The organism is Dysgonomonas sp. 37-18 (assembly GCF_001899125.1).
Taxonomy (GTDB): Bacteria; Bacteroidota; Bacteroidia; order Bacteroidales; family Dysgonomonadaceae; genus Dysgonomonas.
Genome location: NZ_MKVC01000034.1, coordinates 40130 through 66729, shown reverse-complemented (window position 1 = coordinate 66729; position 26600 = coordinate 40130). Strand labels below are relative to the sequence as shown.

Below are 26600 nucleotides of genomic sequence, written 5' to 3'. Positions count from 1 at the left end.
CGTTTTATATTCGCTCTGCATTAATAGTAATGCAGAATAAAAACATCATTTATTATGGATCAAAACAAAGTAAAATCCGAAGAGCCAAAAGTCTTACTGACCCAAGGCGAAGATGGCAAACTTAAAGTCATCACTGGGGAACAGGACGGTAAACTCAAAACCGTTGAACCCACCAAAGAAAATGCCGACCAATTTTTGAAGGTTGACACCAACAGCAACTTTCTGGAAAATTTCTTCAAAAAGATGTCGGCACAGTTCAATCATCCCTCACATACCGGTGTTTATGCCGTCGGAATGTCAGCCGTAGATAAAATAGCGGCTTTTCTTGGCAAACTTATTCGCATCGATCACTCCGACAAAGCCCTCGATCCGTATCGCCTTAAATTTGATGGTAAGGTAAAGATCCATATTGAGCTCACGGGTAAGTTCCAGCCTTTGGATCTCAATAAGATTGATTGGAAAGAAAGTGAAAAGCTGGGACTTTCCGGTGACAAGTTGCAGGATGCACTCAAAGCAATGGTTTACGGACACAAGTCTCCCGGTCTGGTTGATATCAAACCTATCATTGATGGAAATGAGTTCCCGATGCAAGCTCGTTTGTCTTTAGAACCACAGAAAGATGGCAGTATCAAGTTGGTAACGCATCCCAAGCAGGAACAGCCCGACTTTGACAAACCTTTTATGGGTGTAGCTTTTTCCGAACAGGATAAAGAACAACTCCAAAAGACAGGGCATGGGGCACGTGTATTCGAACTTGAAGTGAACGGAGAGAAAATACCCTCAGTTATCTCGCTCGATAAACTGACGAATCGTCTTGAAGCTGTACCTCTTTCAGAAATCAATATTCCGCAGACGCTGAAGAATGCTCCTCTTTCTCCCGAACAACAACAAGGCTTGAAAGAAGGCAAAGCCGTATGGGTTGAAGGAATGGATAAAAAGGTAAAGCCGGGAGAAGAACCTCAGAAGATTGACCGCTTCGTACAATTCAATGCAGTCAATAAAAACTTCGATTTTAAATTTAGTGACGAACAACGCCAGCAACATAATCAGCAGCGACAAGCCAAACAAGGAGAAAGACCAGAAAAACCACTTCCCAAAGCCCGTAAAATGGATGAGGTCTGGGTTTATTCCAAACAAGGAGGTGTACAACTTAGTAAAGAAGAATTTACTAAGCTCTGCAACAAAGAGCCGATTTTTGTTGAGGGTATGCAATCCCGTCCCAAGCCACAACCCGATGCTTCGGGATCACAAAAAGTAGAAGCTACCGACCAGAAAGGACAGAAGTACAATGCATGGGTATGGATTGATGAAAACAAGGGCAAAGTCCGCCATACCTCTAAACATCCCGACCAGATGCGAGCCATCGAAGCAAAACAAGCGGCAAAAGATTCTCAGAAAGTGACTCCTGCTGCCGAGAGTAAAACACAGGTGGCTGTGAATAACGAAGGTAAGACCAACGAAGCGACCAAACATTCTAAGGAGCCGCTAAAGCAAGGTCAGACACAGCCTACCGCCAAACAAGTAGAAAAGAAAGAGCAGAAACAACAGGAACAAAAACAATCTCCTGCTGCTCCCAAGAAAAGCAAAGGACGAAAAATGTAGTTTTATCATTAGTACCACTAAAAAATCAACGTTAAAATGAAAATAATAATAGCAGAAAAACCATCTGTGGCTAAGAGTATAGCAGCCATAATTGGAGCGAATAATAAGAAAGAAGGCTATATGGAAGGTAACGGATATGCCGTTACGTGGGCATTCGGGCATCTGGTAGGACTTGCCATGCCGGAGCATTACGGTATTGCAGGATTTCAGAAAGAGAACCTACCGATACTTCCTCAAGAATTTAAACTATTGCCTCGACAAGTCAAAGAGGGCAAAGAATATAAGAACGATCCCGGTGTGATGAAACAACTCAAAGTAATCAAGGAATTGTTTTCTCAGGCTGATGGAGTTATTAATTGTGCTGATGCCGGACGTGAAGGGGAACTCATATTCCGCTATATATACCAATATATAGGATGCACCCTTCCGTTTGAAAGACTTTGGATCAGCTCTCTTACCGACAGAGCCATCAAAGATGGTTTCAAAACCCTTCGTCCCGGAGCAGATTATGACAATCTGTATGCTTCTGCAAAAGCCCGAAGTCAGGCAGACTGGCTCGTAGGTATTAATAGCAGTCAGGCACTCTCGATCTCTGCAGGCTATGGTGTTTGGTCACTAGGCAGAGTACAGACCCCGACACTGGCGATAATTTGTAGCAGATACTTGGAAAACAAAGATTTTAAGCCACAAACTTATTTTCGTTTGAAACTCCATACTGCTAAGGAATCTACAACATTTGCTGTTCATTCGACAGATAAATACGATACTCGGAGCGACGTAGAAGATGTGAAATCAAAGGTTGAAGCTATTGGAACGATACAGGTTACATCCGTGGAACGTAAGGAAGTCAAACAAGAACCACCATTGTTGTATGACCTAACTACGATTCAAAAGGAAGCCAACAGCAAATATGGTTTTTCAGCAGATAAAACCCTAACTATAGCTCAAAGTCTGTATGAAGCTAAGAAAATTTCCTATCCCCGAACAGGTAGCCGTTATATTTCCGAAGATGTACTGGAGGAAATACCGCACCTGATCGCTACCCTTCGCTCACATCCTTATTTTAGGGATTATATCGATGGACGATTTGATACCAAGCTCAATACCCGTTCGGTCAATGATGCAAAAGTTACCGATCATCATGCCCTCATTATCACAGAAGAATCAGCAAGCAATCTATCCAAAGACGAACAACTTATCTACGATATGGTTGCCGGACGTATGTTGGAAGCCTTTGGCGAATCGTGCATCAAAGAGAACACCAGCGTATCACTTGATGCCGATGGCGTACACTTTTCATGCAAAGGAAGCGTTACACTCGTCCCCGGCTGGAGAGCGGTATTTGAAGCTAAAGACGAGTCAAACGATGAAGAGGATTCTATTGCTTTACCTGCTCTTTTGGAAGGAGATAAGCTGCCTGTTCGTGATTGTGAAATTCAGGAAAAGCAAACCAAACCTCGTCCACTACACACCGAAGCCAGTTTGTTGAGTTCAATGGAGTCAGCGGGCAAAGAGGTAGAGGATGAACAACAGCGTGAAGCGATGAAAGAATGTGGTATTGGTACACCTGCTACCCGTGCATCCATTATTGAAACACTCTTCTCCCGTGAGTATATTGTCCGTGAGAAAAAGTCTCTAGTCCCCACCAATAAAGGATTGGTGGTTTATCTAGCGGTCAAGGATAAGAAGATAGCCGATGTCGCTATGACAGGGCAATGGGAAGAAGCTCTCAATAAAATTGCTTTAGGTCAGATGGATGCCGCTACATTCCATAAAGGAATAGAAGTTTATGCTTCACAGATCACTACGGAACTACTTTCGACCACTATCGAACGCACGGATAACCGTAATACCTGTTCCTGCCCCAAATGTAAGAACGGACAGATGGTATTTTATCCGAAGGTCGTAAAATGTAAAGATGAAAGTTGCGGACTGACAGTATTCCGTACCATTGCTAAAAAAGAACTGACAGACGGACAACTTACTGATCTTATTATGAATGGCAAAACCTCATTGATAAAAGGTTTCGTAAGTTCCAAGACCGGAAGTACATTCGATGCAGTTATCAAACTCGATGCGGATTACAAAATAGTTTTTGAGTTCCCGCCACGCAAAGGTGACAGCAAAAAACGACGGTCTAAGTAGAACTATAGATTCAACTTCATATTATAATTGTAATAACAGCCCTTCTTCAGTTGAATTTCACCTTCATCCAATTTTTGGAATCCTAATCGGGTATAAAAAGTGACGTTTTCCGGAAGTTGGGTTGTTAAACCAACAGTATGGCATATTCGATTTATAGATCTCAATTTTTGCAAGCAATTGTCGATCATATAAGACCCAATCCCTGAGCCCTGATGGTTCGCTTTTACGGCAACCATTGATAAATAATAATATTCATTGGCTCCGATGGCATTGGTTAGAAGCTGTTTATTGAGAGCATCCATCTTAAGCATTGTGCGTAAAGCCGAGAATCCAAAACTCATAATAAATCGAGGTATTCCGATTTTGAGATAGTCGCGAAGTTCCGATTTTATTCCATTGGGAGGTAATAAACTAAATATTCCTATTATTTCCATTGAGTTTTTCATTCTAACGACTTTTGTCACAGACTGTCTTCTGTTTATTAGAAATAGATTGGTCTTGAATAACCAAAACAACCCGTCTCGTAATTTATCCTTATTTACGAAGATTGAAGCATAAGCAAGATTCGATTCAAAAGCATCTACTAAAATAGTAGCGGCTTCATCATATTCAGATTCTTTCAACTTATCTATTCGGACATCAGGTAACGACATGACAATTGCTGTTTGATATTACGATTCAATGAATCATGCAAATTTAAATATAAGTGATCGGATACGCAATGACACCAAGCAAGAAGCGACCATTGAAATAATAATTTCACTATATTTGCCACTGAAAGGTCTTTGTTTTACGATTCGGAATAGTCGTTTAACATTGATTTTTTAGTGGTGGCATCCGGGGCTAAGCTCCGGATGCTTTTTTCTTTTCTACATTTTCTCACCGCTAAAAAATCAATGATATGGCAACAAAACCAAATACGTCAGCCGTAGAATTATCCTATTTTCGGCTATCCCTATTATCCTATCTCCGTGATACGCACCCCAACAAAGCGACCGACTTCGATTTTATTGCTGAACGTGGCGATACAGCAGCAGAGGCGTATAGTCAAGCCATAAAATCAGCTTATACCCACGACCAAGCTGAGGTCATCTCTTCGCAAGTCCTATATGAAGGCTTGCACTTCTCTACCTACCGAACCCTTGTGACTATCCTTTGGGAAGAATTTTCCGAAGAAGTAAATCCGGCACAAGCCGAGGGCATAGCCATTGAGCTATTGCTCCGACTTACCGATACAATTCAAAAATACACCTTGTCTGATGATTTCGCCGATACACCTGAATACAATCAGTTTTACACGGAACTGACAGGCGAAATACAAATCCTGCTCGAAAATGGCTTATAATAAGAAAGCCCATCTTCGGGACAATATCGAAGCGATCCGTATTGTATTCGCTCTCGATAGAGAAAAAAGACAGGCTACCAATGCTGAAAAAGAGAAGCTGACAGCCTATTCTGGTTTTGGTGGGATAAAAGCCGTGTTAAATCCCGCAGCCAAACCGGAAGATATAACCCATTGGAAAACGTCTGAACATGATCTGTTCCCACTCGTAACCGAATTACATCAAGTGTTACGGGATGGAGCAAAAGACGATGCCGAATATAAACGCTATGTCAGTTCGCTGAAAAATTCGGTGCTGACTGCTTTTTATACTCCAAAGCCTGTTGTAGATGCTTTGTCACTGGCTTTGAATAACAGTGGTATCAAACCCCTGCGTTTTCTTGAACCGAGTGCCGGAGCAGGAGCATTTATATCCTCATTTAAAGAAACTGTGCCGGATGCTGAGGTTACAGCCTTTGAAAAAGACCTGCTGACAGGTAAGATTCTCTCACACCTTCACCCACAAGATAAAATACGGATTGAGGGTTACGAGAAAATGGAAGGACGATACTCCCAACATTATGATGTGATAGCCTCCAACATTCCTTTCGGGGATGTCGCAGTATTTGATCCTTTGCTTTCCAAGCATGAGATACCCGCAGTTAGCCAATCGACAAAGGCAATCCACAATTATTTTTTTACCAAAAGCGTGATGGCTGCCCGCGAGGGTGGATTAATAGCCTTTATCACTTCGCAGGGCGTTCTCAACTCGGAGCACAACAAACCGATTCGTGAACACCTGATGAATAATTGCAATATCGTATCGGCTATCCGTTTGCCCAACAACTTATTTACAGAAGAAGCAGGAACGGAGGTCGGTAGCGATTTAATTATCCTGCAACGGTCGCTACGGCGACACCGAATTGGGCTTGCGCCAGATCAATCCTCTAGTACAGAGGCGACCCAAAGGCAGCAAGATTTTATCGAATCCCGCAAACTATCCAATGGCATATCCGTAAATAATCTTTTCAAAGACTTCGACAGGGTAATACAAACCGATGTAAAAGTGGGTACAGATCCTTACGGAAAGCCTGCAATGGAATTTACCCATTCCGGAGGAACGGAAGCTATTGCAGCTACACTGTATCGGATGCTGAATGAAGATTTTTCCAAACATCTCGATCTGGAGCATTACTTATCTCATGCTCCCCAAATACAAGAACAGCAGCCTATTGTAACTCCGATAGAGAAAATCTCTGTTTCGGATATGGTGGAGCAAAGTCCTAAGTCGGCTTATGAACCTACACTCGAAGATTTAGTCCATTTCTATCCTTTTGGAGAAGCCAGAAACCGTAAGGTATGGGCGGAATTGTCCGATCAGGATAAAAAAGCGGTTGTGGAGCCACGTATTAACTCACCAAAAGAAGAAACGAAAGTTATACCTGAAACAAAAAAAGATAGAATCATCAAGGATAAAGCCAGTGGCTTGTTTGTAAATACGGACACAGGAGAAGTTATAGAACAAAAGAAAGTATCGCCTCCTGATATCCAGCAACAGCCAATTGTAACCTTATACGACCTGTTTGGTTTTTCTGCCGAAGAACGTTCACAAATAAAACAGCCCAAACGTTCCCGTCGTCGTATGCCTATGCCACAGCCAAAGGGAGTACAAGCTAAAAGTCCATCAACAAGTAAACCGACCGAATCACCCGAACAACGCACTGAGCGATTGGAAAAAGAACGTGCAGAGCGATTGAAGTCCATTGCGATGCCTATACCCGAAAACGGATTGCCGAAACACTATAAAAATGGCTCATTGGTAACCGATACAGATAATCGTATAGGCTACTTGCGGGATATGGACGGACACCAGCCCATGTTCCATCCTTTGGAACTGTCACCGAGCCAGCAAAAACAGGCATCGCTCTATCTTGAAATACGTGATACCTATAATCATTTGTATAATAACGAAGCCGATACACTCAAAGAAAATCCCGCATTACGGCAGATGCTTAATCGCCTATACGACGATTTTACACAAAAGTTCGGTAATCTGAACGATGCAAAGAATCTCGACCTTATCAAGATGGATGCCGCAGGACGGGAAATACTCTCTTTGGAACGCTACCGAGAAGGTAAAGCGATCAAGACTGATATTTTCGAACGTCCCGTAGCTTTTAATTCCGATGAGATTTCTAAAGTGGATAACGCTTATGAAGCTCTTGTCTCCAGTCTCAATAAATACGGAACAGTCAATTTAGATCACATGATCTCTCTTACAAACAATACGCAAGAGGGAATACTTGATGAACTGAAAGGTAAGATGTATTTCAATCCGCTTGTTGGGGGCTATGAAGTAGCAGACAAGTTCGTATCGGGTAACGTTATTTCAAAAGCTGACGAAGTACAAAATTTTATCGACCGCAATCCCGACCATGAAGCCGCTAAAAATTCTTTGACCGCCCTACAGGATGCTATACCCAAACCGATAGCTTTCGACGATCTGGATTTCAATTTCGGTGAACGATGGATACCTTCGGGCATCTATGCTGCTTTTGCTTCATATCTCTTTGAAACGGATGTAAATATACATTATGCTCCCAGCAGGGATGAATTCAGCATAAATGCTGATACTAAAAATGCCAAAATCAAGGATCAGTATGCTGTTAAAGGGGAGAGCCGAACCTTTGATGGTATTGCCCTGATGCGTCATGCCTTGCACGACACCACTCCCGATATTACAAAAACAATTCGGGTAGACGGCAAAGAGACAAAGATACGTGATGGAGAAGCCATTCAGCTTGCCAATACCAAGATAGACGAGATGCGTAACGGCTTTTCGGAATGGCTCAGAGAGCAGACTCCCGAATTTAAAGACAGGCTTGCCGATATGTATAACCGAACGTTCAATTGTTTTGTACGACCCGAATACGATGGATCACACCAGACTTTTCCCGGACTCGATCTGAAAGGTTTGGGTATTCCTGACTTATATAATAGCCAGAAAGATGCCATCTGGATGCTTAAATTGAATGGAGGGGGTATAATCGACCATGAGGTTGGAGGCGGTAAAACACTGATTATGTGTTGCGGTGCAATGGAAATGAAGCGGCTCGGATTAGTAAATAAGCCCCTTATCACAGGTCTGAAAGCCAATGTTCACGAAATAGCACAGACCTTTTGTACGGCATACCCTGATGCAAAGGTGCTCTATCCGGGCAAGGAGGATTTTACACCACAGAATCGCAATCGTATTTTCAACGAAATGAAAAACAACAATTGGGATGCGGTGATTTTAACACATGAACAATTCGGGATGATACCTCAATCTCCGGAGATACAGCGGGACATTTTACAGGCTGAACTTGATAGTGTGGAAGAGAACCTTGATGTGCTGCGTTCGCAAGGAAAAGAAGTATCGAGGGGGATGCTGAAAGGTTGTGAGAAACGTAAAGCCAACCTTGAGACAAAATTGGAAGGAATAGCTCACCAGATTGAAAACCGCAAGGATAATATGTCGGATTTCCGAATGATCGGTATAGACCATTTGTTTGTAGATGAGAGCCATAAATTTAAGAACCTGACTTTTACCACCCGCCACGACCGTGTGGCAGGCTTGGGAAATACCGAAGGTAGTCAACGGGCACTTAATATGCTTTTTGCCCTGCGTACCATACAAGAACGCACAGGCAAGGATTTAGGAGCTACTTATTCATCGGGAACAACGATTTCTAATTCACTAACTGAACTGTATCTGTTGTTCAAATACCTGCGTCCCAAAGAATTGGAAAGACAGGGTATCAACACCTTCGATGCGTGGGCAGCTATCTTTGCCAAGAAAACCAAAGATTACGAGTTTTCGGTTACCAACCAGATTGTGCAGAAAGAACGTTTCCGTTATTTTATCAAAGTGCCGGAATTGGCTTCGTTCTATTCCGAGATCACTGACTACCGAACGGCACAGGATATTGGCATCGACCGTCCCGAAAAGAATGAGATTTTACATAACATACCACCCACACCCGACCAGCAGGAGTTTATCGGTAAGTTGATGGAGTTTGCCAAAACAGGAAATGCCACTCTTTTGGGGCGTGCACCACTTTCAGAAAGGGAAGAAAAAGCAAAAATGCTGATAGCAACCGACTATGCCCGTAAGATGTCGCTTGATATGCGGATGATAGACCCCAACAAATATGGCGACCATGTGGACAACAAAGCCAGTCATTGTGCGGCTTCAATAGCGGACTACTACAAAAAATACGATGCACAAAAAGGGACACAATTTGTATTTTCAGATTTGGGAACGTATAAACCGAACCAGTGGAGCCCATACACCGAGATAAAACGCAAATTGGTGGAGGATTATGGCATCCCTGCATCTGAGGTGCGGTTTATTCAGGAGGCAGGAAGCGAGAAAGCACGTAAAGCCATGATCAAGGATATGAATGCGGGTAAAATCCGTGTGATGTTCGGTTCGACCGAGATGTTGGGAACAGGTGTAAATGCCCAAAAACGGGCGGTTGCGATTCATCATTTGGACGCACCGTGGAGGCCAAGCGACCTCGAACAGCGGGATGGTAGGGCGATACGCAAAGGCAATGAAATAGCCAAACTGTATGCTGATAATAAGGTCGATGTGAAAATATACGCTGTCGAAAAATCATTGGATGCTTATAAATTTGGCTTACTGCACAACAAGCAATTATTTATCAAACAGCTTAAAAACAACAATCTGGGTAGCCGTACCATTGACGAGGGTAGTATGGATGAGAAAAGCGGAATGAACTTTTCTGAATATGTGGCTATCCTGTCAGGGAATACTGAATTGCTGGAAAAAGCAAGGATAGAAAAGAGGATAGCTGCTTTAGAAAGTGAAAGGCAGGCTTTTGTTCGTGGAAAATCATCGAGCCGATACAAATTAGAAAATATCATGCAGACCGTAGAATCCAATAAAGGATATGTTGATCGCATTTCCAAAGATGTGGAAGCCTTCAATAGCAAGGTACAGATTGCTCCTGATGGGACACGGCTCAATCCTGTAAAATTGGATGGTTTTCAAGCTACTGATCCGATTGCTATCGGAAAGAAGTTGAACGAAATATCGGACAAAGCACGTACACATGGAGCTCACGAGAAAATCGGTTCGTTATATGGATTTGATTTATTGGTAAAATCAGAGACTACCAATAAAGACGGCTATGATTTGGTACAAAACCGTTTTTTTGTGCGTGGAGAGGGACAGATACTCTACAACTATAATTACGGGAGTTTGGCGGCAGATCCTAAAACTGCTTCGCTAAATTTTCTGAATGCACTCGACAGTATGCCCAAACTTTTGGAGAAGTACCAGACAGACACCGATAAACGGATGCTGGACGTACCTGTTCTCAGGCAGGTAGTGGAAAGCATATGGTCGAAAGAGAATGATTTGAAGGACTTAAAAACGGAACTCACAGCTTTGGAACGTAAGATAGAGTTATCATTAAAGCCTATTGAGCAAAGCGAAGGACAAGAAAACACTTCAGAAAAGAATCAGGCTCAATCTCAGAATAGCCCAAAATCGGCAGTGGTTCAAGATACTCCTATGCCCAATACTTTGCAAGGAGTGAAAGAGGTTATGGGAGATAGATTTGTTATTGCATCGGTGGGTAGTAGTCCTCCAAAAGAAGAAAAAAGAGGTCTGAAGCTCTAAATGAAGATGACCGCAGAAGAGTTCTGCGGTCGTATTTTATTCTTTTTCTTCCATAACTCCAGCTATGTTATCGTTATCTCTAAAATGATCGCGGATAAATTTCTCTACGTTTTTTTCTGTGTAAAATATCTTGTGATGGATAGTTATGTAGGTCAGTTCGCCTGCCGAACGGTAACGTTGTAATGTCCGTTTGCAAATACTTGGAGATAAAGCAAAATTCAGACTAACAAGGTAACTGGTTGAAATATAGACTTTAATTCATCATTCTGCGTTGTCTTGAAAAACGTAAAAACGCAATAAAAAGCAGACTTCAGCGAACTTTCCGTTACCAATTCATTACCTATTTTGGGATGGTAAAACGAGAGAAATATACAGATTTTAAACCTGCTTTTATGCGGAAAATAAAGTTAAAGTAAAACTACAGAAATTAAATTTTATCTGAGAGTTTTACTCATTATTCATCAGCGATTTACATAGTATCACATAGCTCAGTTGAAAGTAACTTTAAAGAAAATGAGTTTTATGGGAACAACAGTAAAGGTTCTATTTTACCTGAAAAAAAATCAAACGAAAAAGAGCGGGCTTTCCGCTGTAATGGGCCGGATAACCGTCGGCAAAACGATGGTACAATTCAGTCTGAAAGTAGATGCAGATGCAGCACTTTGGGATATCAAAGTCGGACGTATGGGCGGTAAGAGTAGATCCGCATTGGATATAAACAGACAGATTGATAAAATCAATCTGTTGATCCACTCGCGTTATAAAGAGATCAAAGAAAATCAAGGTTCAGTTACAGCATTGCAGGTCAAAAACGCTATTCAAGGAATTGCTTCTACTGGGGATGCTGTTCTTGATCAATTTGCAAAGATGAACGAAACCGTATCTCTCCGTGTAGGTATTGACAGAAGCCAGTCTTCGTATGACCATTATCGAAAATCTTACAACGCATTACGCCATTTTTTACGTGTCAAATACAATCTGAGCGATATTCCCTTCAAGGCTCTAACCTATTCTTTTATCGAAGAATATCAGTTTCATTTACGTATAGAACGTAAATTTAAGGCCAGTACATCCGGGGGCTATATCCTCTATTTACGAAAAGTAGTCCGAAATGCCATCAACAAAAGAATTATCAGTCGTGATCCCTTTTATGGTTTTGAAGCCGAAACAGCTATTAATAAACATAAGACTCTGAGTAAAGAAGAACTTGATCAGATTATGACCATCGAGACACCTCCCGGTTTACAATCTATCAGTCGTGACATGTTTGTATTTGCTTCATTTACCGGTATGTCGTATATAGATGTAAAGAATCTAACTCCCGAAAAGATTGTAACGATGGAAGATGGCAGCAAGTGGATTATGGATAAACGCCAGAAGACAGGAGCACCTTTCCATGTCCGCCTGATGGATATTCCTTTGGCTCTCATTGAAAAGTATCGGGGACAAGGTGTAGATGGAAAACTATTCCCGATGCCCTGTACTGCAACGGTCTATTTCAGTCTGAATGCCATTGCTAAAAGATGTGACTTCAATAAGAAGGTCAGCTACCATCAAGCACGCCATACATTTGCCAGTTTGATTACGCTTTCCGAGGGCGTTCCTATCGAAACGGTCAGCCGTATGCTGGGACATCGGGACATCAAAACGACTCAAATCTATGCCGAGTTGTCATTAGATAAGGTGGCTCAAGATATCCGCTTGTTGTCCGAGCGGATTAGAGGCAAATATATTCTGATAGACTAACAAGCATCAATTACAATTGTATCACAAAATAACAATATCCTATGCGTAGTACATTCAGTATCTTATTTTATATCAATAAACAGAAAATCAAGAAGAACAGACGATGTCCGATTCTTGGGCGTATCACTCTTGATGGGAAAATAACTCAATTTTCTACCCACGAAGAAATAGAACCGGAATTATGGTCTGCTTCCGAAGGTCTACCTGCAGGTACAGATAAAATCAGTAAAGGGATAAAACGTAAACTTGAAGAATTCAAAACGGCTATCTCTACCCATTATGATCGTCAGATAGAGCGTAACGGATATGTTACAGCCGAAAGTTTGAAGAATGCTATTCAGGGTGTCGGAGTTACTCAGCCCATGCTCCTCAAAGAATACGAACTGCATAACGATGAAGTTTTTCGAAGTATAGGCATCACAAAAGAGAAGTCCACCTACAAGCACTATCTGTGTTCGTACCTAAGTCTCAAACGCTTTATAAAATACAAATACAATATGGAAGATATTGCATTTGAGAATTTGAATTACGCCTTTGTTGAAGACTTTGATTTTTATCTTCGTGTGAATGTCGGCATGAGTTCCGAAACTGTTGAAAAACGAGTCCGTAATCTCAAGCGGATTGTCCGTCGTGCTGTCAATAAAGAAATGATCCGGCGTAATCCCTTTACCGACTTTAGAACCAGAAAACCGGAAGCATCCCGCAAATGGTTATCGAAAGAAGATCTGGACAAAATCATGCAGACTTCCATAGAGCACAAAGGTGTCAATCATGTACGCAATTTATTTATATTTTCAGTATTTACTGGCCTGGCCTACACAGACATCCGTAATCTGAAATGGAACGAAATTGTAACCGATAAGGAAGGAACAAAATGGATTCGTCAGAAACGCAAAAAGACCGGGACAGAAGCCTGCATCCCTTTGATGGATATTCCTCTGTCTATTTTAGAGAAACATGGTATGCCAAAGGAAAACGACAAAGTATTTAATGTGGGAACCTATTCGCTGATCGTTTTCTATTTAGAGGATCTTCGGAAAGCCTGTAGATTGAAGACTCATCTGACCTATCACATGGCCCGTCATAGCTGGGCTACCCAAATCTGCCTGACCAATGGCGTGTCGATTGAAACACTGAGCCGTACAATGGGGCATCAGGACATTACCACTACACAAATCTATGCCAAGATTACCACACAGAAGATTGACGAAGATATGCAGGCATTGGAAAAACGCATAGCCGGAAAATATCAACTATCTGTCAATACAGAAAAAAGCAATAATAACGAACTCAAAAACCAACAAGCGATATGAAGAATCTGAATAAAGGAAAGCTCATCATTGAAATGGGCAAGGACAATAAGACTAATGTTATCTTCCGACCTGTCAATGGGACAGTTTGGATGGATAAAAATGAATTGTGCGAATTATTCGGAGTATATATGCCGGAAATCAAAGTCTGTATAGGTTCTATTATGGAAAAGAAAATAGTTCATACGGAAAATACATACAGGTTTCATCGAGTAGTAAAAGGCAGTAGCATTGTATATGACATACGAGAAGTTAATATGGAAGTTATTATTGCCTTGTCTTTTCATTTAAGATCTGCACAGGCATATTTTTTGAGAGAATGGTTTATGGAGCGGATTTTAAAACAAGAAGAATTGTTATCTTCCTTTCTGACAACAGACTATACTTTTTCTCTTAATTAGAATAGTTGCGGATGGAAACAAAATGCAATAAGTTATCGTTTCTGTTTCCATGCGTTATAATAATGTTGTTCCAACATGCTTCGTATGTCGGATATTTTGTATAATATCTTACCTTCTATCTTGTAAAAGGCGATGAAGCCCTTATCTCGATAATCCTGAAGGGTGCGGGATGAGAGACGAAGCATTTTACAGACCTCGTTGTTATCAAGGAATATTTCGCCGGATAGCATGGGTTTTTGCTCTTCAATATTAGCTGTTATATTTTCGTTTGCTTTTTCGATAGCATGGAACAGCTCAATAATTTCAGAAGAATTGCTGCTTAGAATATCATTCAAATTCATGGCTTATTTTTTTACGGGGTGCATAATTCTATTTTCTTCCATAAAGCGTTTGATGTCCTCTACTTTGTAGTAGCACTTGTGCCCCACTTGTGAATATGAGATCAATCCTTTATCTCTGTACGTTTGGAGCGTTCTGAGCGATATCCCCATCAGGCGGCATACATCCTGATTATCCCTCCATTCATCCTCAATTTGTGAGAAGCTTAGCTTCTTGCTATTTTCCACCAATTCGTGAAGACATTTTTTTATTCGCTCAAAGGTATTGCCTTCGATTATTTTAAATTCCATATTTCTTAATCATTTATCCGATTAAACCCAATGCTAAGTACAGTTGTCGATTACAACAAGGTACAAAGAAATATGAAAATATCGATAATGTCATTGGTTTTCAACATTTTGGCAGGGTTTGGCGTTCATTTGGTAGGATAAAAACAAATTCTATTGGAGCAAATTATTAGATATCAATGTTTTTGCCTATTTTTGAATATATAAATTAATAACAATACAAAGAACAAAGAAATGACAAAGGCTGAAGTTGTAAATGAAATAGCGAAGAATACAGGTATCGACAAAGCAACAAGTTTGAAAATCGTTGAATCTTTTATGGAAATTGTGAAAGACTCTTTGAGTGGCGGCAAGAACATTTATCTGCGTGGCTTCGGCAGTTTCATCATAAAGCAAAGAGCAGAGAAGACTGCCCGTAACATATCGAAAAACACAACGATCATCATTCCGGCTCATGTAATACCTGCTTTTAAGCCTTCACGTTCATTCAAAATCTAATATCCCAGCAACCGTTCAATTACTATTGCGATGAGTAATTTCACTTATGACAAGTTATTGCTTACATATACAGATAATCCGATGGTAAAGATGCCATTGGATCAAGCTAAACAAGCTCTCCTTGCCTCAATTCTTGAATTGCATTTTGAGCAACTTCCCATAAGTGAAATGAATGATATTGTCAATGAGAATTATCAGCTAAAGGCAGTAAGCCTTCGTTTGAATGCAGTATCCGGGTTCAGGGAAGAATTAGAAAATAGAAAATTTGAAAAATACTACGCGTCTTATCGTAAACGCAATAAATATAACGACTGGATCGAAGTTTATACGACAGAGATAACAGCCTTATCTGTTTTTCTGACACAGTATCTGATACAAAACGTAAGCAGTTTTGACCGGACATACCAACAACAGATCGGGGATCTGACAATACATATCCGGTACATATTGTCTAATAAAAATCAGCTTTACCAAATCGAAGAAAATCCCTATACGTTTACTCAAGATATAGATAATAAAATTGCCGAAATAAATAAGCAGCTTCCTGCTCTAGCCAATGTTTCGTATATACTGTTTACCCTGTTTGCCGTTATCTTTATCAGTAATCTGGCTATGGCAATTTGGTTTCATTCTTTTGGTCGGTTGTTTTGGGGAATATGTCTGATGTCTGCATTACTTCCCGTTGCCGCATATAGAGGTTTAAAAATGCTTATCAGGTCTAATAGTCAGAAGGAAATGCTCTACGGTTGGAAAATAGATATTCTGGTCAAAGAAAAGATGGATGGAATCATTACTTTAACGAATAGAAAATATTAGACATTAAATTATTCAAAATACAATTAAAAAAGATAAGGATATGCTTAAAAATCTATTCTCAAAAAAGGACGAAAACGGAACAGGGGTATTCAAAGTCGAAGATAAAAGTTTGGTTGAATTAACCAAAATGCCAGGAAATGGTTCTGTTAATAGTATCATTGAAAGTCTTGGTTATCCGACAAATCTTATACATACAGTGCATGCATTTAATTCTAAAAAAATTGATTGTATAGGATTTAAAATATTGTCCAAAGAGTTCGTTTTTGTGTTAGCTAAGGATAAAAAAACGAAGCTTTCATATTCAGATGTATCTAAAGAAGTAAATCAAATTGATTGGAATTTTGAATATTCAAGTTTAAATGTTGAGGATATTTTGAATGATGCTATTGATTTAGAAAATATAACCTTGGAGTTTTTCAAATCTGTAATTAATGATTTATCGTGTGAGAACCAACAAACTTATCAATCAAAGAGATTAGGTTTATATTTCAGTTTTGAAAATGATATATTGAAGGCTTTTACTTCAACAAGTTGGGATAATTCTGCAACAAAGTGGCTAAAAGATATAAATCCCTATATGTTTGATGAGATATTAAAAGAGGCAAGTTTATACCATGACAATGAAATAGATGCAATGGAGGAAGTAAATAAACACTGTGAATCACTTCTAAATATCCCCCAAGCTATGCAAAATGAGTTTATAGAATTCCATAGAAAACAAAATGGCAATATTAACCTTTATAATTTATAGATAACGCATTATTCTAAAAACTGTAATCTAAATGATTTTCAGTTCATGAATAAAGGCAGGTATTCTAAAGTTGGTAAAAATAATTTTGCGGTAGGAAAATTTGTTTATGAATTTGGAGATTTAAATCAATTAATTGGTATGTATAACCTCTAAGTAAAGCATAGAACAAAGCCACCAAGAAATTAATGTAACTGGCTTTGAGTGTTAGATATAAATAAAATCATTATGGATAAGGTATTGATTATAGGTAACGGCTTTGATATAGATTTAGGACTACCGACAAGATATATTGATTTTTGTAATAGCCAATATTTTCAAGAGATTGATAAATCATCCAATATAATTCGTCATATAGTAAATAAATATGATATAAATAAATGGGTTGACCTTGAGCTTGAAATAAGAGATTTTATTTTAGATAGAGAAATAGCTAAAGAGAAAAATCAGCCTGTCGTGTATGATAAGAGTGTTATAGATAAAAATAAAAACGGATTTTTTGAATTAAATAATATCTTAATGGATTATTTAAAATCTTTAGATTATTCAGCCATTAATAATCAGTCAACAGCAGCAAAACTTCTTCAAGCTATCGGCAAAAATGGATATTTCAAAATTTACAATTATAATTATTCTGATTTTTCAAAAATAAGCCAATTATTAGGGTTTAACAATCTAAAATACACACATGTACATAGTTCAATTAAGGAATCAAGTATTATTTTAGGGATAGAAGATAATATTGATATTCCGAAAGAGTATTGCTTTACCATCAAGTCCCATAATCCAAATTATCGTTCTTCTAATATTCGTTATGCCTTAGAAAAAGCTGATGAAGTTATTTTCTTTGGGCATTCTTTAGGAATTACTGATTATCACTATTTTTCAGATTTTTTCTTAAATCAATCAGGTAATAATGGAACTCCACAAAAGAAAAAAACTATCCGCATATTTACCTATGATGAAGATTCAAGATTAGATATTCTTCTTCAATTAAGAGAAATGAACAATAAAAAAACGAATGAACTTTTTGACCTGAATGATTTTAGAATTTATTGCACAAGTAAAAAAGAAGATGTAGATGATATAAATAGATATTGTCAGAACCTTATAAATAACAGTTTGGAAAATCAAACTGAAAGACTTAGGGATGCATTCTATTAATCTTTATTGATATAGCCAAACTCTATTGTATATTTATATTTAGAAAGCCCATTTGTACACAAAAAAACCAGCCACCTTCGTGTTGGAAAAGATAACTGGTTCTAAACACAAAACGATCAAATCAGATTATTTTCTCCTTTTTCGGGGAAATCTCTCGTTTTTGCGTAATGCTTCTAATATTTCCGCATCCTCATATTCCGACTTATAAGTATAATTCTGCATATAAATCAGTTCGTTATCCAACATAATAGCTTCTATATTATCAACTGATGTATCCCCAATGTAGCGTAGTTGCAGCAAAGCTTTCCGGGAGCCAAAGTAGAGCATAACCTGTAAAATATCCCTGACTGTCTTACAAGACATTGAGTAACGAAAAGTATTGTTGCAATTAGCAGGAAGCCTGAATATACCTGTCGATGAGGTAGTGTAAATTAAACTGTGTCAGCGTTTGTCTTTCACTTATAAATATATCAGGTTTTTCGTTTTCATTTTACAATGGGTAATGAAGAACCTGAGTTTTGTTGGTAAAAACGGTTAGGGGTCGATCCCCTAATCGTTTTTCGTTTCAATGGTACAAAGAGTCGCCATCGTTTTGTTGGTTTTACAAAACTAATAAAATAGTTGATATCTTGTAATTAATCGAGTAATTTAAATCTATCAGGGTATATAATAGCCAGTTATTGAGCTGTTTTACTCCATTCCCAGAGCGGCATAGTCCATTTCTTTTTGATATTTCTGTAGGCTAAATAGACGAGTTTTTCCAGAGCGGTATCATTAGTGAAAACACCTTTGTTTTTAGTGACTTTCCTTATCTGGCGATGATAACCCTCGACTGTATTAGTCGTGTATATCATGCGTCTGATACCATCAGGATACTGGAAGTAGGCTGATAGTTTGTCCCAGTTGTTCCTCCATGATTTTATAATGATCGGGTAATCTTCTCCCCATTTGAGTTCCAGATTATCAAGTTCTACTTCTGCCTGTTCCTTGCTGACGGCACGGTAAACCAGCTTCAAGTCTCGCATAAACTCTTTCTGGTTTTTACTGGCTACATACTTGATTGAGTTACGGATTTGGTGTACAATACAGGTCTGGACAGTCGTATCGGGGAAAATACTTTTGATAGCATCAGCGAAGCCTGTCAGATTATCGCAACAGGCAATAAGGATATCTTCAACCCCTCGGGATTGCAGATCTGATAAACACGACAGCCAAAAATTAGCTCCTTCACTTTTGACAATATACATCCCCAATAAATCTTTATAACCTTCCTTATTGATTCCTAAAATATTATAGATTGCTCTGGTTACCGGTCGATTCTTGTCATCCATTACCTTGTAGTGTATAGCATCCATCCAAACAATAGCATAGACATTATCCAATGGACGGCTACGCCAGGCTTGGATTTCGGGAAGAACACGGTCGGTGATAGAACTGATGGTTTCAGCTGAAACCCTATTACCCAGATTCTCTTCCATCCACTCGCTAATCTGCCGGGTACTGTTACCCATGGCATATAAGCCAATGATACGATCGGCAACACCATCAGCTAAAATACGTTCGCGTTTTTTAATAAATTCTGGCTCAAAGGTAGATTCACGGTCCCGTGGAGTATGAACGGTTACTTCTCCCAATGGGGTTTGTACTTGCTTGGGGGTATGACCATTACGGCGATTACCAGATAAACGTTCATGTTCATCTAAATGAGCATCCATCTCCCCCTCAAGGGCTGCATTCAGTATGCTTTCTAATAACGGAGCAAAAGCCCCTTCCTTACCTAATAAAGATTTGCCTGATTTGAGTTGTTCTAAGGCTTTCTTCTTAATGCTTTCAAAATCAAATCCTTTTTCCATAAATAAACTGTGTTAGTAAAAATAATAATTTATTCTTGCTTGACACAGTTTAATTTACAGTCTCGTCGATGAAGCCAATAACTCTTCTTTTGCTTGATTCTTTTTTGTCATTTCTAATGCATTCTGCATTTCTTCAAAGGATAAAGTGGAAAACCTCTCTTCATTTTCTGATTCGAATACGTTTTCTTCATGTAGAGGATAGGTAAGATCAACTGGGGCATTCTCCGTTTGTATTGCCGATACTTTTTCACTTAGGTTTTCCAATTGTTCGACCTGTTGCCTGCTTCTGGTGATAAATCGTTCGAAGATATGCTCTATGCGATCCACACACTCCACAAACAAACCATCATTCGCCACCAATGGTAAGCTGATATGTCCTGCCAGTACTTCCTTTATCAAAATTACTTCTTTATCCGTCAATCGGGGTCTAATCTGCTTTTTGAAAAACAGATGTTCGATACACATACAACAGAAAGCTATTAATACACACCATATCAGCGCACTTGCTGCCGATACTAATACATCAATTAAAATTTCACACATAATTTTGTCATTTTTAAAGTTTACTAATTTTACTTATAGTCTAAATCCCCTATTTTTCTTCGGTTCATCCTTCAGCTCTTTTTCCTTTTCTGTTTCCTGCGTTCCAGTACTGGATTTAGTTATAAAAATCCGTCCGGAATTGGCTTCTACAATATCTTTGATAGACATCGGCTGATTGGAACGGACATTGGATATCGTTTCCATGGAGATAGGTTTATTGGGCAGTGGATTCGCACCAACTTCAACTGCTTCTTTGTTTAGAGAGTCTTTTTTCGGTTGTTGTTCCGTTATCGTTTGATTTTTATTTTCCAAACTCAGATTAATCTGTCTGTTCAATGAATCCAATTGCGACTTTAGGCCTTTCAATTCAGGCTCTCTTTTGAAGACAGAATTTATGACTTCTTTTAGCACAGGAAGATCTTTTTCTAACTTTTGATTATCAGATCTGTATTTCTCCAACAAAGCTGGTATCTTCTCCAATGCTTTCAGAAAATTAGTAGCTGCCAACAGAGAATCGAGTGCAATATGCCCGTTGTTATAATTGTACTTGATGCCGCCATTACCCTCGATAAAGAAACGGTTATCTTTGAAAGCTGCTCTTTCCTTTTGGCTCTCTTCAGTCTTGACCAGCAATTTAAAATCATAAAGTTCTCCTATTCTAAAATACTCTCCATTGGTACGTGCATTATTTGCCAGTTGATTGAGCTTATCACCAATAATCTTCGGATCGTTACTATCCAGATTATCCAATCTTATCGGATTGAGTTTATTACCCTCCTTATCCATCTGTACCTTATTGTTGAACTGCTGGAGATCATTTGTTATTCGTGCAATCATTTCATTATTGCCATCTATACTACGAGTAGCATCCTCATAGTTGTAAATTGCCGATGATTTACTGCGGTTAAAGGCCTGCCGTTCACTTTCCAAAGCTGCTATCTTCTTTTCCAACTTGGCTTTTTCCAATAAATCGGTATTACCCGACAAAACAGCGACATATTCCGAGAAGTTTATACCGGAGCCTTCATCCATGCTTCCCTCATCAATGGTGCGAGTTCCCATGTTGTTATTTTTGAGTTGGCTGATAAATAGCTGCTTGTTCTGCAACAGGTTGAATTTATACGAATCCAGACTTTTTTCTACGGCATAAATGATCACATCGACCTTGTTATCTGCATATAGTTTAGCGATTTCATTGCCTTTACGGATAGCCCTGCCGTCCCGCTGGTTGAGGTCGGAAGGCCGCCACGGTGTATCTAAATGATGAATGCAAACAGCCCTTCTTTGCGCATTTACGCCTGTCCCGAGCATACTTGTCGAGCCGAACAGGACACGGATACGTCCGTCATTCATGGCTTCTATCATTGCTTTGCGGGCGTTGTCAGTCTTGGCTTCCTGTATAAAGCGAATCTCATGAGCGGGTATTTTATGGTCTTCTACCAGTTTACGTTTGATCTCCGAATACGGATTCCATTCATTGGGTTTATAGGTTCCCAGATCGGAGAAAACAAACTGCGTCCCTTTGTGAAAATCATATTTGTTGTAATACCCGGCTATCTGCGCTGCACAATGCGAGGCTTTGTTGTCCATGTGGTCGCCGTAAGCCATATCGATCATCCGCATATCGAGCGACATCTTCCGGGCATAGTCGGTGGCGATCAGCATTTTGGCTTTTTCTTCCGAGTCGGAAAGTTTTGCCCTGCCCAATATCGTTGCATCTCCTGTTTGGGCAAACTTCATCAGTTTTTCAATGAAGATCTCCTGCTGGGGTGTCGGAGGAATGTTATACAATATCTCATTTTTTTCGGGACGGTCTATACCTATATCCTTTGCTGTCCGATAATCTGTTATTTCGGAATAGAAAGCTGCCAGTTCCGGCACTTTGATGAAATAGCGGAAGCGTTCTTTCTGTACAATCTGGTTGGTAACTGAAAATTCATAGTCGGTCGTCTTCTTGGCAAAGATAGCTGCCCATGCGTCGAAGCTATTGATGCCTTGCTTTTCCAGTTCCTTCGGTCGAAGGTATTTGAACAAGAGATACAATTCAGTCAAAGAGTTAGAAATCGTCGTTCCCGACAAAAATGTTGCTCCCAGATCTTTATCCCGTCTCTCCTGTATGGTTCGGATAGCAAAGAGCATATTCAAGGCTCGCTGGCTACCCTCGGCATTCCCTAAGCCTGCTACCCGATCATGTCGGGTGGTAAAGGTCAGGTTTTTGAATTGGTGACTCTCGTCTACAAATAGGTGGTCGATGCCCATCATTTTGAAGTCTACCACATCGTCGGTACGGTTCTTTATCGTATCAGCCAGATTATCTAACTTTACCTCTAAATTTTGTTTGCGTATTTCCAATCCTCTCAGCATTCTCTTGGAAATATCTTTGCCTTGCGAACGTAAAACGTCTAAGTTTTCCTCTACCGAATCTAATTCCGATTGGAATATCTGTTGTTGCATCTCGGGCGATTGGGGTATCTTGCTAAACTGGTCATGTGTCAGGATAACAGTATCCCAGCTATTGTTCTTGATTTCATTGAATATCTTTACCCGTTTCTGAGGTGTAAAATCTTCTTTTCCGGGATAAAGTATCTTGGCATTGGGATAGGCGGTGCGGAATGTTGCTGCTATCTCATGTACATTTGCTTTGAGTCCAACGATCATCGGCTTATTGGCTTGTCCCAAACGTTTCATTTCATAGGCGGCACAACACATGATCAGTGTCTTGCCTGCCCCCACCTCATGGTCTCCTATGCCACCCCCGTTTTGCTTGAGCATCCATATACAGTCTTTTTGGGATTGGTAGAGGTCAGGAATACCCAAGCCTTTCAGGTCAAGCCCCGGAAAGGTTTGGTGGGAACCATCATACTGCGGGCGGACGAAACAGTTGAATTTGCGGTTATAGGTATCAGCTAATTTATTTTGAAATTCAGGCGATTGTTCGTCCAACCAGTCCGAAAAACCGTTACGCATCTCATCAATCTTGGAGTTTGCCATCTGTATGGCTTGTCCATCAGGTATTTTTACGTCTTTAGCTTCTCCCGTATTCGGGTCGGTTACTTTGATTGTCTTGGTAATATTGGGTGTGGTATTCAACAGGGCGTGTTTCAATAGATAAATGCCTGTATATAGCTTGCTCTCACTCTGTACGGCAAACTTTTCATTGATAATCAGGTTGCTTTTATCGGCTTTGACCGTATAGTCATCACGGGAGGCATAGTAATCGATGGTTACATCGGTTTCAAAGAGTTTAGCGATATATTTCTCATATATGTCCGTACCAATCCAACGCTCCCCGAAATTGAAGTCCAACTCTTCAAAACGAATAGGTTGCGGGATAGCATCTTGTAAAGCTTTGAGTGATGTTTGCGAACGGATATCATCGGGATGGTTCAATAAATAACGTTCTACGGATTCGGATTTGTCAACTACATTGCCTGCAATAAAACGGTCCCGCACTTCGTAATTCTGTACTAAGGGATTGAAATAGATCCGTCCCTCCAATTCGTGAATTATCTCATCTCTGTTCTTGCCTGCCAGCAAAGAATCCATATAGTCTAAGTCTACCTCTCCGTACTTATTCAAAGATGCTACCAGAGCTTCATCGGAAGTATCTACGACCTTAATTTCATTGGAATTGAATGCGACAGGCATAGAGAAAATATCGGCTTTTTGCAGTTTACCATCGATAGTACGCTCCAAAGAGAGTACCTCCCGGCCTCCTGCATCCATTTTGATAATATCGAGATTCCGTTTGTCATTGAGATTACCATATCTACGAACAAAATTATCATAGACTATATTGAGATTGCCCCGTAGGGAAGCGTGTTCACTTAGATGCTCCGCTTCGTGGTTATACAGCGTATGATAAGTATCGCGTAACTCTATATACCTGCTGATCTTTGCTTTTTGATCAAAAGATAAATCCAAGACTTGAAAAACAGCATCATCCTTATAACGCTCTTTCAAATAACCGACCTGCCCTTCGTCTTCTACCAATGAGCCGACTTTGTGAAACATAAATAATTCTCCCGAATAGGGACGAGGGTCTAAACTCAGTTTAGGCTGTTCTATCGGTTCTTGATTTGTATTCTTTTTGTTATCAGAAGAAAACATACTAAGCTGTACGGGCTTTTCGTTTTTAGCAGATACAATTTTTCTCTTACCTCTGGTCGGTTTTATTTGGCTGCGTTCTTCTTGCGAAAAACCGAATAAGTCATATAACGACAGGACGGGTTCAGAAATATTGACTTCCAATGCCTGATAAGTATTTTTCTCTTCTTTTTGTCGAATTTCGGATTGTTTCTGTGACGGAGCATCAACCGTTGATTCTATTAGGTGCTGTTTTGATTGTGAATTGCCTATCAAATACTGATTGTATAAGCCTAAATTCAGATTCGCTTTCAGGTCACTATCCAGCATCTTTCGCATATCGGAGGCTATGCCTTCGATACCACCTTCGTGGATAAATACCTGTGCAGGCTTACCGTAAGGATCAGTCCCGATGGAGCTTTTGGTCTGTACAACTCTTCCCAAATTATGAAAGTAATCATTGTTGTATGTCTCCGTTTCCCGATGCAATGAACTGCTTGTAAAGAGTTCTTCCCAAAAGTTGGGCTTTTCTTTAGCTGTATTCTTCTGCAAGACTATCAGGTCACTACCAACTTCTGTTCCAGCATAATCCGTAAAGAGGTTATTGGGCAGACGTATTGCTGAAACGAGGTTTGTATTTTCCATCAACCACTGACGGACTGGCTCATTACTTGGCGAGTTCATGACTCCCTGCGAAGTGATAAAAGCCAGCAGCCCGCCTTCACGCAAAGAATCGACTCCTTTTACAAAGAAATAATTGTGAATTGTGCGGGTAGACTCCCGATGCAGTTTATCCTGTTTCATAAAAGCAGCATCAAAAACACTGATCTCGCCAAAAGGGATATTGCTCGCTATCGTATCGAAGTAGTTGTTGTAACGGCTTTCGATATTCTCAAAACCTTCTGTTTTTATTTTATCATCCGTATATAGATGAGAGAATATTTTTCCTGTCAATATATCTTTTTCAAAACAGACCTTCTCTGCACTGTTATTTGCAAAAGCTTTGGGGAACTCGCCCGTGCCTGCGGATGGATCGAGGAAACGGTTGATTGTTATTCCCGAATCCTCTATGGCATCAGCAATGACTTGTACCACTTCAGGCGGTGTATAGAAAGCAGTCAGCACAGAGTTCTTGATGCTCGCGAAATATTGCTTGTATTCCTTTTCGGATACGGTAGTGTCCCGAATGACCTGATGCAGCTCGGCAACCAAGGGGAACAGATCAAGTTCCGACTTTGCCCAACTACTGATGTCGGACAACGTACCCGCAGGGTTGAGTACGCATTTCAACCCTCCGAATCCCGAATAAGCTTGCAGTATCAATCGTTCTTCATCGATAGCTGCCCGTTGCTCTTTTTCAAGAGCAAGGACAGTACGGATAGCTTCGATATTGGCTCGAAGATGGATCTTCTTATTGTACGCCATGTTCTTCCAGCCATAGGTCAACGAATCCCGTCAGTTCGGTATAGAGACTATTATACTCGGGAGAATACATAAACCCATCGGAGAGAACATAAGGGAGCAGGTATTGCGAGAAGACAGATTCGCATGGGGTCAGCAGTTTTTTTGCATAGTCTGTGGCTTCGCTTTGTGGAACAATATCAGGAAATTCGTTCCACAACACATGGACAATGATATCGTGCCGGGAAAAGAGTAATCCCCGAAAGAGGGTTAGGTTTGCGAGTTCCTCGGCTTCTATATGGGATAATCCTTCTTTGATAGCATTGGAATAGGCTTCCGCTGCTTCATCGGCTCTACTCTTAATAAAATCGGCATTGGAGACCAATGTCGGGTGGCTTTCTTTTAAGAATGATAACAAACTTAGTCTGTAATAGGATAGTTCCATTGGATTAGTATCTTTTTTCTTCATAATGATTTCTATATGCGGTGATTAAAAAAATCCCTACCTTTGTCTCACTTCAATTTGTTCGCATACATTTTTCTTCGAAAATGATGTCGTGAGACATTTCGGGTTAAATTTGAATAAGTTGGATAATTAGTGAGGTGCTTGGGAGGGATACCCAAGCACCGTTTGTTTATAGTCGCGGA

General features: G+C 40.0%; 19 protein-coding genes. 11 read left to right on the top strand and 8 right to left on the bottom strand.

Going from position 1 to position 26600, the window contains the following annotated elements:
* Positions 1-54 precede the first annotated feature (54 nt).
* Together BGO84_RS13625 and BGO84_RS13620 are read left to right on the top strand one after the other, a co-directional pair.
* The gene (locus tag BGO84_RS13625; protein ID WP_291029954.1) at positions 55-1602 is read left to right on the top strand and encodes a DUF3945 domain-containing protein; all 1548 of its coding nucleotides are present in this window, start codon (positions 55-57) and stop codon (positions 1600-1602) included.
* 36 nt (positions 1603-1638) lie between these two features.
* A complete protein-coding gene (locus BGO84_RS13620) occupies positions 1639-3747 on the top strand; it encodes a type IA DNA topoisomerase (protein ID WP_291029952.1) in 2109 nt (702 codons plus the stop codon).
* A gap of 2 nt (positions 3748-3749) precedes the next feature.
* On the opposite strand, the gene BGO84_RS13615 is transcribed toward BGO84_RS13620, so the two are convergent.
* Positions 3750-4400 carry a GNAT family N-acetyltransferase gene (locus tag BGO84_RS13615; RefSeq protein ID WP_291029950.1) on the bottom strand — a complete coding sequence of 217 codons (651 nt, stop codon included), beginning with the start codon at positions 4398-4400 and terminating at the stop codon, positions 3750-3752.
* A 248-nt stretch (positions 4401-4648) separates the two neighbouring features.
* On the opposite strand from BGO84_RS13615, the gene BGO84_RS13610 reads away from it, so the two are divergent.
* The 5 genes from BGO84_RS13610 to BGO84_RS13590 all read left to right on the top strand — a co-directional run bounded on the left by BGO84_RS13610 (position 4649) and on the right by BGO84_RS13590 (position 14217).
* Positions 4649-5092, top strand: coding sequence for a DUF1896 family protein (locus tag BGO84_RS13610; RefSeq protein ID WP_291029948.1), 444 nt, complete (start codon positions 4649-4651; stop codon positions 5090-5092).
* A complete protein-coding gene (locus BGO84_RS13605) occupies positions 5082-10760 on the top strand; it encodes an N-6 DNA methylase (RefSeq protein WP_291029946.1) in 5679 nt (1892 codons plus the stop codon). Before BGO84_RS13610 ends, BGO84_RS13605 begins: the two co-directional genes overlap by 11 nt.
* 522 nt (positions 10761-11282) lie before the next feature.
* On the top strand, positions 11283-12506 hold the full coding sequence (locus BGO84_RS13600) for a site-specific integrase (protein ID WP_291029944.1): 1224 nt from the start codon (positions 11283-11285) through the stop codon (positions 12504-12506).
* 41 nt (positions 12507-12547) lie between these two features.
* Positions 12548-13819, top strand: coding sequence for a site-specific integrase (locus BGO84_RS13595; protein WP_291029942.1), 1272 nt, complete (start codon positions 12548-12550; stop codon positions 13817-13819).
* Positions 13816-14217 (top strand): hypothetical protein, encoded by a 402-nt coding sequence (locus tag BGO84_RS13590; protein ID WP_291029940.1) that lies wholly within the window; start codon positions 13816-13818, stop codon positions 14215-14217. Before BGO84_RS13595 ends, BGO84_RS13590 begins: the two co-directional genes overlap by 4 nt.
* A 32-nt stretch (positions 14218-14249) precedes the next feature.
* Here the strand turns inward: BGO84_RS13590 and BGO84_RS13585 are convergent, their stop codons facing one another.
* Both BGO84_RS13585 and BGO84_RS13580 read right to left on the bottom strand, forming a co-directional pair.
* On the bottom strand, positions 14250-14558 hold the full coding sequence (locus tag BGO84_RS13585) for a helix-turn-helix domain-containing protein (protein WP_291029937.1): 309 nt from the start codon (positions 14556-14558) through the stop codon (positions 14250-14252).
* A gap of 3 nt (positions 14559-14561) precedes the next feature.
* Positions 14562-14846 carry a helix-turn-helix domain-containing protein gene (locus BGO84_RS13580; protein WP_291029936.1) on the bottom strand — a complete coding sequence of 95 codons (285 nt, stop codon included), beginning with the start codon at positions 14844-14846 and terminating at the stop codon, positions 14562-14564.
* Between the two features lie 231 nt (positions 14847-15077).
* On the opposite strand from BGO84_RS13580, the gene BGO84_RS13575 reads away from it, so the two are divergent.
* The 4 genes from BGO84_RS13575 (at position 15078) to BGO84_RS13560 (ending at position 18069) form a co-directional block, all read left to right on the top strand.
* Positions 15078-15341, top strand: a complete 264-nt coding sequence (locus tag BGO84_RS13575) for an HU family DNA-binding protein (protein WP_291029934.1) — start codon at positions 15078-15080, stop codon at positions 15339-15341.
* A 30-nt stretch (positions 15342-15371) separates the two neighbouring features.
* Positions 15372-16157, top strand: a complete 786-nt coding sequence (locus BGO84_RS13570; protein WP_291029932.1) for a hypothetical protein — start codon at positions 15372-15374, stop codon at positions 16155-16157.
* 40 nt (positions 16158-16197) lie between these two features.
* Positions 16198-16908: a hypothetical protein gene (locus tag BGO84_RS13565; RefSeq protein WP_291029930.1), complete on the top strand. Its 711-nt coding sequence runs from the start codon at positions 16198-16200 to the stop codon at positions 16906-16908.
* A gap of 225 nt (positions 16909-17133) precedes the next feature.
* Positions 17134-18069: an AbiH family protein gene (locus BGO84_RS13560; RefSeq protein WP_291029928.1), complete on the top strand. Its 936-nt coding sequence runs from the start codon at positions 17134-17136 to the stop codon at positions 18067-18069.
* A 126-nt stretch (positions 18070-18195) separates the two neighbouring features.
* On the opposite strand, the gene BGO84_RS13555 is transcribed toward BGO84_RS13560, so the two are convergent.
* The 5 genes from BGO84_RS13555 to BGO84_RS13535 form a co-directional block, all read right to left on the bottom strand.
* Positions 18196-18432, bottom strand: a complete 237-nt coding sequence (locus tag BGO84_RS13555) for a hypothetical protein (RefSeq protein ID WP_291029926.1) — start codon at positions 18430-18432, stop codon at positions 18196-18198.
* Positions 18433-18746: 314 nt separating this feature from the next.
* Positions 18747-19922: an IS256 family transposase gene (locus tag BGO84_RS13550; RefSeq protein WP_291029924.1), complete on the bottom strand. Its 1176-nt coding sequence runs from the start codon at positions 19920-19922 to the stop codon at positions 18747-18749.
* A gap of 54 nt (positions 19923-19976) precedes the next feature.
* Entirely contained in the window at positions 19977-20465 is a 489-nt protein-coding gene (locus tag BGO84_RS13545; protein ID WP_291029922.1) for a hypothetical protein, read from the bottom strand.
* Positions 20466-20498: 33 nt separating this feature from the next.
* A complete protein-coding gene (locus BGO84_RS13540) occupies positions 20499-25976 on the bottom strand; it encodes an N-6 DNA methylase (RefSeq protein WP_291029920.1) in 5478 nt (1825 codons plus the stop codon).
* Positions 25963-26421: a DUF1896 family protein gene (locus BGO84_RS13535; protein ID WP_291029918.1), complete on the bottom strand. Its 459-nt coding sequence runs from the start codon at positions 26419-26421 to the stop codon at positions 25963-25965. The genes BGO84_RS13540 and BGO84_RS13535 overlap by 14 nt, the downstream gene beginning before the upstream one ends.
* Between the last annotated feature and the right edge of the window lie 179 nt (positions 26422-26600).